This window comes from Halalkalibacter wakoensis JCM 9140 (genome assembly GCF_000513095.1).
GTDB classification, from domain to species: domain Bacteria; phylum Bacillota; class Bacilli; order Bacillales; family Bacillaceae_D; genus Halalkalibacter; species Halalkalibacter wakoensis.
Genome location: NZ_BAUT01000002.1, coordinates 29,919 through 42,139 on the forward strand (window position 1 = coordinate 29,919; position 12,221 = coordinate 42,139).

Below are 12,221 nucleotides of genomic sequence, written 5' to 3' on the forward strand. Positions count from 1 at the left end.
TAATAACAAAAAAACCTATTCTTACAATATTTTGTAAAGAATAGGTTTTTTTTGTTTTGGTCCATTTTTCTAATTCTGAAATCCAATTTTAACCGCACTAATATAGAAAGCAAATTTGTACATCATAAAAATGATAAATAAGGAAAGTGAGGTTGATCCATTATGGGTAGACAGAAAAAAGGAAATGCAAATGCTCAGCGTAATAATAATGCTAAAAAATATGGAAAACAAAATCATCCTGAAACCGAATATGAATCGTACGCGGAAAGAGAAGCAAGTAAGATGAATCGCGATAACGATTTATAAAAAAGGATATGTATGAGGATAGGGTTGTTCAAACTGATAAGCTTCTGCGGATATTAGAGAAGGAAATTCAGATTTGCGATGAACAACCCTATTTTCCTTTTATTTATAAGAAAATGCAAAGGTAAGAACGGAGGAGTCTAGATTGTTTGACTTTTGGCAAGGAGCAGAAGGATTACCAGTTTACGGTTATATGATCCGAGCAACGATCGTGTACTTTTATATTTTTCTTATCGTCAAAGTTCTAGGGCAACGTTCAATGAGTTCCATTGATGCACTTGACTTTATTTTCGGTGTTGTTATAGGGGATATATTGGGTGAACCATTAACAGATGGAGAACTCCCTCTTGCAGGCCCTGTTGGTGCAGCTGCGATGACAGCGGGTTTACACTTGTCGTTGTCTTTATTCGCTCTAAAAGCTCCTCGTTTTCGTAGGATTATTGAAGACGAGCCAATAATCTTAATGAAACATGGTGTTATTCTTCATAAACAATTAAGAAAAGCCAAAATCACGTTAGAGGCTTTTTTAATGGATTTACGTCTTAAAGATGCAAATGATCTGACAGAAGTCGATTACGCAATTCTTGAAATGAATGGTTCAATTAGTGTGATTAAGAAGTCGCAATATGAGAGTGTAACTCCTAAAGACTTGCAAATGGATGTTTCCTCTAAAGGATATTCTTCCGTATTAATTGAAGATGGGAATATAATAGATGCCAATGTCAAAAAGTTTGGTTCTTTGGACTGGCTTAGAGAACAAGTGCACAAGCACGGATATAAAAATCCAAAAGAAATATTCGTCATGACAATCGATGAAACAGGGCAAATTTATACGAGCCCTAAGTCATAAATGTATAAAAACACTCCTGTTTTTCCATAATGGTAAAAAGCAAAGGAGTGTTTTCGCATGAGAAGAGTCAGAAAATTATCATTTGAGGAATTAGTTAGAGAAAATAAAGAGAAATTATTGAAGGATAAAGAGGCGCTTGATCGTTTAGAAGAAAAGTGGGAGCGTAGACGTTCCTCTTTAAATCAAGTGGAAATGTGAATAAGAGCATCGTTTGTGAGGCAATCTAAATGTTGAGGGAGGGGTTACTTATGAAAAGTACAAAGTCTCATTTTGCTCAATTTCGACCAGACCATTTAGGAACACAGCCTGTAAAGTCAAGGGCGAATAACGGGAAAAAGATGGCTCAAAAAAGTAATGAGCAACCCAACTATGTTCCTCCTAAAGGATAGATTTGCAAATTCCCCGGAGTAGGTTTACTTCGGGGAATTTTTTATGTTTTATCATAATAAAAAAGTTGTCGATGGAAAATGCTTGTCATACAATATCAATAGAGAAATAATGGAGAAGTAGGATGTTAACATGAGAGGAGTGGATGACATGAGACATCGCAAATGGATTTTAGCTGGACTCTTTCTCTGTTATGTGTGTGCTTTGTTTTATGTAACCTTATTTGCTTGGAATTATGGTGCCTCATTAGGACCGGCTGGACCTGGGGGAAGGAATTATAATCTCATACCATTTCGAAGCATTTATCGTATTGCTGTTTTTAGCCCTCAAATAGCAGATCCTATTCGAATTTTGCTTGGGAATGTGGTCTTATTTCTTCCGTTAGGTTTCCTGTTGCCTGCAATTTGGCGAAAAGCGCGTCGGTTTGGAGTTGTTTTGGGGATTGGTTTTTTTGTTTCACTATTTATTGAGGTTAGTCAATTTTTATTTACTCATAGGGTAGCCAATGTAGATGATGTCATTTTAAATACGTTAGGTGCCATAATCGGTCTAGGTCTATTCGGAATAATAAATTGGATGAAAAAAAAGATTGTGTATATTCCTACATAAAAGGGCGGCCACTAGATCTGTGAGTACAGGATCATTTGGCCGCCTTATTTGATAGGCTACTCTTTAGTTTGTGGAGTGTATCGGTTAAACAACCGAAAGAGGATATAGACGATTGCTAAAAAAGTTCCATAAAAGAGGGTTATATAAAGCAAATCACTAGGATTGGTTACAAGAGTATTCCCAACCGTTGCGAATAAAATCATAGATGGTACTTTTCCTAAAGAGGAGGCGATGCTATAGCGTATAAAAGAAACACGACTTAGCGCAGAGTAAATGTTAACAACAATGGATGGTATGACAGGGATAAGCCTCGTGATAAAAATGGTCATAAACGCATTTCGTTCAAACAAATCTGTTACTTTCGATAAGCGATCATAGCGGTGAAGCCATTTCTTTCCCCAGTCTTGATAGCCGTATCGAACAAAAGCGAACATGACAATCGAAGCAAGCGATGAGCCTATCCAAGTAATGATACTACCAAAAACTGGACCATAAGCAGCCCCAAGTACACCCCCGATTAGTGGATATGGAATGATCGGGAACAGTGCAAAAAATGTAGCAAGTATTGAAGTAATAAGCATATATTCAGTACCGCCTTGACGAATCCACTGAAGTAACGACTCTCCGAAGAGATACATAAAGACAGCAACTAATAAATAGCCGAAGAAGACGAGCGCTTTTTTCATTGTAACCTTCCTTTCCTCGTTTATTTTCTCATATTGTTCGTGTGCTTGTCTCGTTTTCTTTTTGTCACTTTATTGAAACTTTAATAAAATTGTACGGAATTAAAATTTTATAAAATGTAAGGAAAGAGTGGGGATATCTAATTAGTGGTTTCCCTTTTCGATATGAACTTTATCTGCTAAAATGGGAAAAACAAAGAGGTTTACTAGGAAAGGGTGAAAAAATGCAAAGGATGAAATGGCTATTATTGTTATGCGCAACATTGCTTGTTTTTCCGATAAAGGCAGGAGCGCATTCTTATGTAACAGAATCAATCCCAAATGATGGGGAAGAAGTAGATTATGCAGTTGAGGAAATTAATCTTTATTTTAATGCGGGAATTGAGCGTGTATCGACGGCATCTGTTTATAATGAACATGGTGAAGAGATCGATGTGGAGCGTATTGAAGTTGAAAGCCCCGATTTAACGGTCTTTTTAACAGAACGTCTTTTACCTGGTGAGTATGTAGTAGAATGGAAGGCATTGGGAGAGGATACTCATCAGACAGAAGGAAGTATTTCATTTGAAGTTTTAGAATATGAAGTAGAAGTGGTTGAGGACGAAGAAATCGTGGAAGAAGAATTAGTGGAAGAGAATGGCGAAGAAGTAATAGAGGAAGCTGAAACAGGTAGTATGGAAGAAGAGTCCAATGTAGTTAAAGAAAATGAGGCAGTAGAATCCTCAATGGGGCGGTTTCTCTTACCTATTGTGATTACGGGTATAATTGGTTTATTCGTTATTTTACGTTTCGGACTAAAGAGGTTACGTAAATGATTGATTCGCTAGCAAATGTTTTGCTTTACATTTGCTTTTCTTTTTTAATGGGATACTTTTTTCTATATGCGCTATCGGCTAACGTGCGCCCAGCATTAAAAGAAGCTGATCGTTTCCTCAAGATTTTACTCATTCTCGTGCCGCTACTTTTACTTGTCCCGGTCATAAGAGTAGTTATAACGCTTGTTCAACAGTTTTCTGTACCACTATTCGAAGCTATTACTACCGTTGTATTAGATTATTCAACTGGGCAGGCATTTGTCCTTGCTATAATTATTTCGATCATTTTTCTAGGGAGCTTTCCTGTTTTGAAAGGAAGTTGGTACTCAGTCATACTTGTCTTCCTTCTTATTGTTTTGGCTAGTTGGTCGAGTCACGGTGCTGCAGTCGCTGGAATATTCGGATTCGTAGGAAATACTCTTCATCTAGTTGCTGTTGCAATCTGGATTGGAATCCTTGCTGTTGTTGGATGGTTTAGTTTGAATAATCAAAATTTACGATTGTTTACTCGCTGGTTCTCCTTCGTTGCTGTTGGAGCTGTCGCTGTGATTATTGTATCTGGGTTCATGTTAATGTCGGCAATTGTTCCTCAATATGTACAATCCTGGATGCTATCATATGGACAGCTATTACTACTAAAACATATCCTATTCTTGCCTTTACTTGTTTTTGGTTTTCATCATTTGTTACTTGGAGTGCGTAAGGAGCAAAGCAACAAGGAGAAGATCTCAAAGTCTTTTCAGATTGAATCGGTGATGGCGTTAGTAATATTTACATTATCTGCTTTTATGACTGAACAAACTCCGCCTCACGAAGTGGCCCAGACTCTTCAAACCGAATCTGTATCTTGGGTTATGCAGTTCTTCCTCTCTGATCCTATAAGCATTGGCTCGATCAAAATGTCATTCTCACTTGTCCCGGTCACTTTAGGTGTTATCGGTGTATTTCTATTTGGCTATGCTGCAAGAATCTTAATAAGGTCGTTTCTATTGCAGAAATCAACCGCAGCTTTGGGTGCTAGTATTTTCCTATTTTATCTAGCGCTGATGTTAAGTGTGGGAGGTAACGGATATGATATGGACGAGACAGTATATGAATCAATTAGTGACGCTGTGTCCCAAACGTATGAACCAAGTGCTAAGATCGACATTTTAGTTACAGAGCAACATGAAGAAGAAATTCATGTTGTATATACAGTAAATCAACATGAATTAGTCGCTGAAAAGGTGATACAGGTTGAAGAAGGTTATCAACGCTTACCTGCTGCCATGTTAACAATAGGAGGAACGGCTGTTGCCGAAGAAAAACAAAAAATTCGAACGTTTCGCGTCCAAAGTGGAAACTGGCATGATGAGCATTATGAATACACGTATGTCACATTTGGAATGATTCAAGAACCGAATGAGGTTGCGAGAGTGCAAATTCATTATGAAGGTGGTTCTTACATTTCAGAACTAGACAGACAGACATTTTTACACGTTGTTTCAAGTAACGAGAATTGGGATGACAGACATCCGATTGATTTTCTAAAAGATAATGGGCAAGTAATAGAAACGTATGCCCGTAATGTAATGGAGGAAGGAGTTTACTGCCATTAGTGGTTGTAAACTCCTTCCAATTTTTTATAAATAACTATTTCGTTTACCGAAAGAAGAGAGTAGAATGAAAAATAAAAAGGGGAAAGAGACATGGACCGAAAAAAGCAGTGGTTAATATATGGAATGCTAACATTTGCTACGAGTACTTGGGGAAGTGCGTTTATTGCAGGGAAAATAGCCATTGAGAGCTTTGAACCTGCTACGATATCTTTTTTGCGTTTTTTTGGAGCAGCTTTGCTATTGTTTCCAATTATGTGGATAATGGAAAGGGACATTCCAAAGCCGACGAAAAAAGATTGGGGTTTGTTTGCTTTACTAGGTTTAACAGGGATTGCAATATACAACATTTGTTTCTTCTTAGCGAGTAAACATGCACCAGTAATCAAAAGCTCACTCTTTATTGCTGCAAATCCGATGTTAATCATGCTCTTGTCTGGAATCTTTTTAAAAGAGGCCATTTCAAAAAGAAACGTAATTGGGCTTTTGTTGGCATTTGCCGGAGTTGTTACGATCATTACAGAAGGAAATATTATGATGCTTCTTCGTTTTCAATTTGAACTGATTGATTTCGTCTTATTAGGAGCTGTCATTACATGGGCCTTGTATAGTGTTCTTGGACGAATTGTTTTGCGAAAATATAGCTCAATCGTATCAACGACTTATGCAGTTGGATTTGGAACTTTATTTTTACTTCCCGTGAGCTTACTAGAGAGCCCGTGGGAGCATGTGGCAACAGCTAGTTGGTCAGCTTGGTTAGCTATTGCTCATATGAGTGTTTTTGTTACAGTTATCGGTTTTATATTATATTATTACGGCATTCAGAAAATTGGTGCTGCTAAGGCATCGATCTTCATTAATGTTATGCCTGTTTCAGCTGTTATGATGGCGACTGTTTTTCTAGGAGAGGTTTTAACATTTGCCACCGTTATTGGTGCGCTATTTGTTCTTTGTGGTGTATATGTTGGAACGTCAGTAAAACGCAAGAAGACAGAAGCTCTAGCTCATGCAAAAACAGGTTAATGATGATAAAATAGGGCAATGTGTTTTTAGGAAAGTGGTGTAATGATGTTACAAGATCGTTTGAACAAGGAAGAAATAACAGCATGTATTGAAAAATGGGAGCAGGATATTGCGGCGTTTCATGAAGGGAAAGCTTGGGAGTTATTAGAACAAATTGAAGGAAGAGACGATCAAGAGTTTGTTGTAACGTATCGGGCAAAGTTGTTTGCTATGCTCGCTTATACTCGTTTTCAACGGACCGAGCAAATGGATCCGTTAGTAGAACGTTGGGTAAAAGAAGCTTTAAAGGGAGATCCGACAAATGTCTTTTCTCATCGGTTGAAGGTGGAGGCGTTTTTTACATACTTATCGAATGTTCCGATTCCCTCTAAATTCTCCCCTATTCGAGAAACGGATCATAGTGCTGCAAAGAAAAAGGCTGCTACGGAGTATTATGAACAAGCAACGTCTTTTTTTGAATACATTCATTCATTAGAGGAGCGCTATCTTGCTGCTTTAGAGTCATTGGAGTTTGTGGAGGACCAAGAGCTAGTGAAGAACTTGAAACAGCTGGTTCAATTGATTGAGGAGCTAAAAGAGCAGTTTCAGTTAATCTTGACTACAGCTGGTCAATATATTGATTCCGTATCGAGTGTATATTATTCCGCTTCTCAATTTAATGAAATTGTGACAGCAACGAGAAAGATCACGTCCATCCGTGAAACATGGATTGAATTGCTATCTGAAAAATGGACAACACAGCAGCGTAAAACAGCTCTTGAAGAATTACATGAAATGGTTGGCCTAACCGATGTGAAAAATCGGGTGAAGCGACTTTATCAATATTTGAACTATCAAAAAGAGCGTATACGTCAAGGTTTTCATTCTGTGGATGGTATTAATTTACATATGATTTTAACGGGTAACCCAGGAACAGGGAAGACCCATTTGGCCAGGTTGATTGCTAAGATATATTATGAGCTTGGTTTACTAGAGCGAGATGAAGTGTATGAAGTGGACCGTAGTCAGTTGGTTGGTGCATATGTAGGACAAACGGAGGAAAACACAACAAAAGCAATTGAACGTGCAGCAGGTGGAGTTTTGTTTATTGATGAAGCTTATAGTTTGAAACGAGAAGGTGCGGCGGGAAATGACTATGGACAAACAGCGATTGATACACTGGTCTCTTCCATGACTAGTGGAAAGTATGCGGGCACATTTGCTGTAATACTAGCTGGCTACCCAAATGAAATGAGACGCTTTCTTCGTTCTAATCCAGGTCTTCGAAGCCGTTTTCCTGAGCAAAATCAAATTGAAATTAGCAACTATTCAATAGAAGAACTTCTGGAAATAGGTGAAAAAGTTGCTATAGATAATGATTATGTTTTATCAACGCGAGCGAAACAAGCTTGTAGACAGCGAATTGAGAAAGCACAAGTTGATGAATCATTTGGCAATGCGAGAACGGTAAAAAACATTGTATTAGATGCAATATTTCATAAAGGTTCGACGATCAAGTTGGAACAGACAGAAGCCGAGGACTTTGTATTCCTTCAAGCGGAAAACTTTGAGTCTAAGGTTGATTCAAAGGAATCACAACGTGCCAAATACGAACTAGAACAGTTAATTGGGCTAGAAAAAGTCAAGAAGGAAATCATTCATCTTACGTCTTTTGTAGAAATTCAGCAGCTTAGAAGAGAAAAAGGTTTACAGGCGTTACCTTTACAAGTTCACGCTGTCTTTACAGGTAATCCTGGAACAGGGAAAACAACTGTTGCTAAATTGTATGCCAAAGCACTTAATGAAATGGGGCTCTTAAAAAGAGGACATTTGGTTGTTGTGTCAAGGGCCGATTTAGTGGCAGGCTATGTAGGCCAAACAGCTGAGAAAACAAAAGAAAAGATTAAAGATGCTCTAGGTGGAGTTTTATTTATTGATGAAGCGTACTCACTTTTAACTGATGGACATGGTGGGTTTGGAAAAGAGGCCATTAACACATTGGTTCAAGAAATGACGGAGCATGAAGAAAATCTGGTTGTTGTTTTGGCTGGTTATAGCAAAGAGATGGATCAACTTTTAAACAGCAATCCTGGGCTTCGTTCAAGATTTAAAAAGCATGTTCATTTTGATGACTATTCTAGAGACGAACTAGTACAAATGATGGAAAAACGTGGTGAGAAAATAGGGTATTTTTTTACAAATGCAGCTAAGGAGCAATTGAGCGAGCAATTGGCAGAACAGGGACATCCGAGTAATGGACGTTATGCAATGGATTTATTTGACCGAATTGTTCAAGCTCAAGCGTTACGATTAATTAATCAGAATGATGTGAATGAAGAACAGTTAACGATCCTTGAAAAAGTAGATGTAGAAAATGTTCAGTTCTAAGAAGTGAAAGGTGGGAGGAATTTGTTTATATCAAAAAGAGAAATTCAGGTATTATACGCTGATACGGATATGATGGGTGTTATATATCATGCAAATTATTTAAAATATTTTGAGCTAGGGCGCGGGGGATTGGTCGAAGATGTTGGATATAGCTATATAGAGATGGAAGACCAAGGATTTTTTGCCCCTGTATATGATGTGACAGCAACGTACAAAAAACCAATTCGCTATGGAGATCGTGCTTTTGTCTATACATGGGTAGAACGCAATGATGGGATTAAAACGGTTTATGGGTATCGTATTGTCAATGAGAGAGAGGATGTATGTGTTGAGGGTACAACGACACATATTATTGTAAAAAAAGAGACCTTTAAGCCGACAGCGTTTAAAAAGGCATTTCCTGAATGGTTTCTAAAATATGAAGAAATAAAGAAAAAGTAGATCAGGGTGAATAAGTCGTTTTTCGTTATCCATACTAAGCTTGCAAGTATAACATCAAAAGGGGTAATGAATATGGCTAAACCTGATAATCGTAATGACAATGTTGAAAAACTTCAACAAATGAAGGAAAACACTAAACATAATATCGAAGCCGCAGAAGAATCTGTTGCACATACGGATATGAAGGAAGAGCAGAAGCACATCATAAAGGAAAAGAACCAACGTCGTAAAGAAAGCATCCAAGCCTTTGATGCTGAAATTGCGGATGAGATGCAAGCTCGAAAAAACGGCTACCAAGATGAAAAATAGAATTAGAAAACGCCTGGATGATTCCAGGCGTTTTATTGTTTTAAAAGAATAAACATGTTGGCAAATTTCTCAAGCGAGTTGATATTGTTTTTTCAGCCATGTAAGAAGGGTAGAAGGATATACTACGATCGTGATAAAATTGGATAAATATCAACAAATTAACAACTATGATATAATCAAGCCAAACAACATGATAGGTGATCAGATGGCTTTCGGAATTACGAGACAAGCACTAACAGAATGGAAACAATTAGCAGGCCAAGGTGAGATCGCTTTTTTAACTCACTTTTGGTTGGATGAACGATTTCCTACCTGCACGTCTGTAACAAAAGTTGGCTGTTCTAATGTAAGTAAGCTTGAGAAATGGGGAGCAAAATATGGGTTGAAACCAGAATGGATTCACCGCAGAGACAAATACCCTCATTTTGACTTACTTGGTGACATGCAAAGAGAAATACTAAAAAAAGAAGGATTAGAAGGCCAGCTAATAAATTTAGGTTATTCAATCCGTCAATAGGGTTTTCTTCAATGAGGAAAATGTAAACACGATAGGAGGATTTATTATGGTTACACAAAAAGAGATCATGGACGATTTACAAACGACATCATCGGTTGTTCCGAAAGAACAAATTCGTAAGCGTGTCGACTTTTTAAAAGATTACTTACTACATACAAATGCAAATGGATACGTCCTTGGAATATCCGGAGGGCAAGATTCAACACTTGCTGGAAAGTTAGCTCAGGTGGCTATTCATGAACTAAATGAAGAACAAGAAGAAAAAACATATTCGTTTTATGCAGTAAGACTCCCATATGGTGAGCAAAAAGATGAAGCAGATGCTCAAGATGCGCTTCGTTTTATTGAACCAACAAAGGCGATTACGGTTAATATTAAGGCTGCCGTTGATGCATCCGTTGAAGCTTTAAACAAGCAACAGGTGGAGAGGAGTTATCTGACTTCAATAAAGGAAATACAAAAGCACGTGAACGGATGAAATCTCAATATGATTTAGCCGCTCATTTTGGCTGTCTTGTCATTGGTACCGATCATGCAGCTGAAGCCGTCACTGGATTTTTCACAAAACATGGGGACGGAGCTTGTGATATAGCGCCATTGTTTGGACTGACGAAAAGGCAAGGAAAGGCATTGTTAATGGAATTAGGAGCACCAGAACATTTATACAAAAAAGCTCCAACAGCTGATTTAGAAGATGATAAGCCAGGTCTTCCAGATGAAGTAGCACTTGGCATGACTTATGAGAATTTAGATGATTATTTAGAAGGAAAGCAAGTTGAATCTGACATTGCGAAAAAAATAGAGACACGCTATTCCAACACAGAACATAAACGACAACTTCCGGTTACGATTTATGATACATGGTGGAATTCATAGTCATAAATTAACACTTTTCATCATACCTTAATTCGAACATCTCAAACGTTTAAGAATGAACAGGGTTAAGGAGAGAGAAAGATGAAAACGAAAGTTATCTTGTTAGTTGGTTTATGTACGTGTTTACTGTCACTTGTTGGGATGTACTACGTTTTTGATTCAAGCAAAGAAATGACAAATGCGCAGACAATTATAGAAGATGAGCAAACAAAGGCAATTCGTGATTTGGAAATTACGCTAAACGGAGTACGTACAGAAGAATCAAATGATTCTAACTCTCATTATGTTATCGTTGATTTGACATTCAAAAACAATCGTGAAACCGTTTATGAGGCGTCAACTTTTAAAATAACATTAGTAGACGATGAGAACTTCGCTCATAGTGTAACAACCTCAATTGAAACGAAAGGAATTCTTGGTGGTCAGTTACACCCTTCTCGAACAAATAGAGGAGAAGTAGCATTCTTCGTTCCAAAAGCAAATCAATATGAACTTGTTTACACAGATCATTTGCGAACAGGACAAGTTACGTGGCCAGTAAGATAGAGAAGGAATGAGTAATTTGAAAAATAGTGATCTTCATATGCATTCAACTGCTTCAGATGGTGGATATTCACCATCTGAATTAATGCAAAAATGCAAGCGAGAAAATTTAGAGATAGTCTCATTGACAGACCATGATAGCGTAGATGGAATCAATGAGGCAATACGGGTAGGAACGGAACTCGGAATGGTCGTTATTCCTGGAATTGAGTTCTCTACAAAGCATAAAGGAAAGAGTGTTCATATATTGGGCTATCAATTCGATTGGAAAAATGAGGAGCTATGTGCAATGCTAGCAGAGCAAAAACAATTGCGTAAAGAACGCCTTCATTCCATTATCAAACGATTAGCAGCAGTTGATGTACACATTTTGCCAAATGATGTATTAAAGCATGTTGATGGCGGTAGTATTGGTAGGCCGCATGTCGCTAAAGCACTCATTGAAGCTGGATATGTGAAAGATGTAGCGGAAGCATTTGACCTTTATTTAGCAGAGGACAAGCCCGGGTACGTTGAAAAGTCAAAAGAAATGTCTGTTAAAGAAGCTATTAATTGGATCCATCAAACAGGTGGAATGGCAATTGTCGCCCATCCTGTTTATTACGATTTGGATGAAGAGCTATATCATTGGGTGAAAGAGTGGAGATTGGACGGAATTGAAGTGTATCATCGTGATCATGACGTTGAAGCCGTGATGCGTTACGAACAAATTTGCGACAACATCGAATCTGAACTAAAAACGACATTATATCGAACGGGCGGATCGGATTTCCATCATGAAGAGTATGGACGAGTTCCTGAACCTCTAGGGATAACAAGGGTGGCCAATCATTTGGCTCAGGCACTGATTAAACGTGATCCTAGCTATAAATAATGGAATAAAGGGTTGCCAAAGGAGTGAAC

15 protein-coding genes and 1 pseudogene are annotated in these 12,221 nt (G+C 37.9%); 15 read left to right on the forward strand and 1 reads right to left on the reverse strand.

Features of this window, described 5'->3' with window-relative positions:
- Positions 1-162: 162 nt before the first annotated feature.
- The 5 genes from ypzF to JCM9140_RS01565 all read left to right on the forward strand — a co-directional run bounded on the left by ypzF (position 163) and on the right by JCM9140_RS01565 (position 2,149).
- Positions 163-306 (forward strand): protein YpzF, encoded by a 144-nt coding sequence (gene ypzF, locus JCM9140_RS23480; RefSeq protein ID WP_166485443.1) that lies wholly within the window; start codon positions 163-165, stop codon positions 304-306.
- 142 nt (positions 307-448) lie between these two features.
- On the forward strand, positions 449-1,153 hold the full coding sequence (locus JCM9140_RS01555; protein WP_034741417.1) for a DUF421 domain-containing protein: 705 nt from the start codon (positions 449-451) through the stop codon (positions 1,151-1,153).
- Positions 1,154-1,210: 57 nt separating this feature from the next.
- Positions 1,211-1,351, forward strand: a complete 141-nt coding sequence (locus tag JCM9140_RS22910; protein WP_081727525.1) for an FbpB family small basic protein — start codon at positions 1,211-1,213, stop codon at positions 1,349-1,351.
- Between the two features lie 50 nt (positions 1,352-1,401).
- Positions 1,402-1,542, forward strand: coding sequence for an acid-soluble spore protein N (locus tag JCM9140_RS01560; RefSeq protein WP_034741420.1), 141 nt, complete (start codon positions 1,402-1,404; stop codon positions 1,540-1,542).
- Between the two features lie 148 nt (positions 1,543-1,690).
- The gene (locus JCM9140_RS01565) at positions 1,691-2,149 is read left to right on the forward strand and encodes a VanZ family protein (RefSeq protein WP_034741424.1); all 459 of its coding nucleotides are present in this window, start codon (positions 1,691-1,693) and stop codon (positions 2,147-2,149) included.
- Positions 2,150-2,205: 56 nt separating this feature from the next.
- Here the strand turns inward: JCM9140_RS01565 and JCM9140_RS01570 are convergent, their stop codons facing one another.
- Positions 2,206-2,835, reverse strand: a complete 630-nt coding sequence (locus tag JCM9140_RS01570) for a TVP38/TMEM64 family protein (protein ID WP_034741427.1) — start codon at positions 2,833-2,835, stop codon at positions 2,206-2,208.
- Positions 2,836-3,056: 221 nt separating this feature from the next.
- Between JCM9140_RS01570 and JCM9140_RS01575 the strand changes: the two genes are divergently transcribed.
- The 10 genes and pseudogenes from JCM9140_RS01575 to JCM9140_RS01620 all read left to right on the forward strand — a co-directional run bounded on the left by JCM9140_RS01575 (position 3,057) and on the right by JCM9140_RS01620 (position 12,192).
- A complete protein-coding gene (locus JCM9140_RS01575) occupies positions 3,057-3,647 on the forward strand; it encodes a copper resistance CopC family protein (protein ID WP_034741431.1) in 591 nt (196 codons plus the stop codon).
- A complete protein-coding gene (locus tag JCM9140_RS01580; protein WP_034741434.1) occupies positions 3,644-5,245 on the forward strand; it encodes a CopD family protein in 1,602 nt (533 codons plus the stop codon). The genes JCM9140_RS01575 and JCM9140_RS01580 overlap by 4 nt, the downstream gene beginning before the upstream one ends.
- Before the next feature lie 90 nt (positions 5,246-5,335).
- Positions 5,336-6,265, forward strand: coding sequence for a DMT family transporter (locus JCM9140_RS01585; RefSeq protein ID WP_052001990.1), 930 nt, complete (start codon positions 5,336-5,338; stop codon positions 6,263-6,265).
- A gap of 42 nt (positions 6,266-6,307) precedes the next feature.
- Positions 6,308-8,632 carry an AAA family ATPase gene (locus JCM9140_RS01590; protein ID WP_235715245.1) on the forward strand — a complete coding sequence of 775 codons (2,325 nt, stop codon included), beginning with the start codon at positions 6,308-6,310 and terminating at the stop codon, positions 8,630-8,632.
- Positions 8,633-8,653: 21 nt separating this feature from the next.
- Positions 8,654-9,073 carry an acyl-CoA thioesterase gene (locus JCM9140_RS01595; RefSeq protein WP_034741438.1) on the forward strand — a complete coding sequence of 140 codons (420 nt, stop codon included), beginning with the start codon at positions 8,654-8,656 and terminating at the stop codon, positions 9,071-9,073.
- A 72-nt stretch (positions 9,074-9,145) separates the two neighbouring features.
- Positions 9,146-9,382: a small acid-soluble spore protein Tlp gene (gene tlp, locus JCM9140_RS01600; RefSeq protein WP_034741441.1), complete on the forward strand. Its 237-nt coding sequence runs from the start codon at positions 9,146-9,148 to the stop codon at positions 9,380-9,382.
- A gap of 205 nt (positions 9,383-9,587) precedes the next feature.
- On the forward strand, positions 9,588-9,899 hold the full coding sequence (locus tag JCM9140_RS01605) for a hypothetical protein (RefSeq protein ID WP_034741720.1): 312 nt from the start codon (positions 9,588-9,590) through the stop codon (positions 9,897-9,899).
- A gap of 46 nt (positions 9,900-9,945) precedes the next feature.
- Positions 9,946-10,775, forward strand: a pseudogene (gene nadE / locus JCM9140_RS01610) (NAD(+) synthase).
- A gap of 81 nt (positions 10,776-10,856) precedes the next feature.
- Positions 10,857-11,321 carry a DUF4352 domain-containing protein gene (locus JCM9140_RS01615; RefSeq protein ID WP_034741444.1) on the forward strand — a complete coding sequence of 155 codons (465 nt, stop codon included), beginning with the start codon at positions 10,857-10,859 and terminating at the stop codon, positions 11,319-11,321.
- A 7-nt stretch (positions 11,322-11,328) separates the two neighbouring features.
- The gene (locus JCM9140_RS01620) at positions 11,329-12,192 is read left to right on the forward strand and encodes a PHP domain-containing protein (RefSeq protein WP_034741447.1); all 864 of its coding nucleotides are present in this window, start codon (positions 11,329-11,331) and stop codon (positions 12,190-12,192) included.
- Positions 12,193-12,221: the final 29 nt, after the last annotated feature.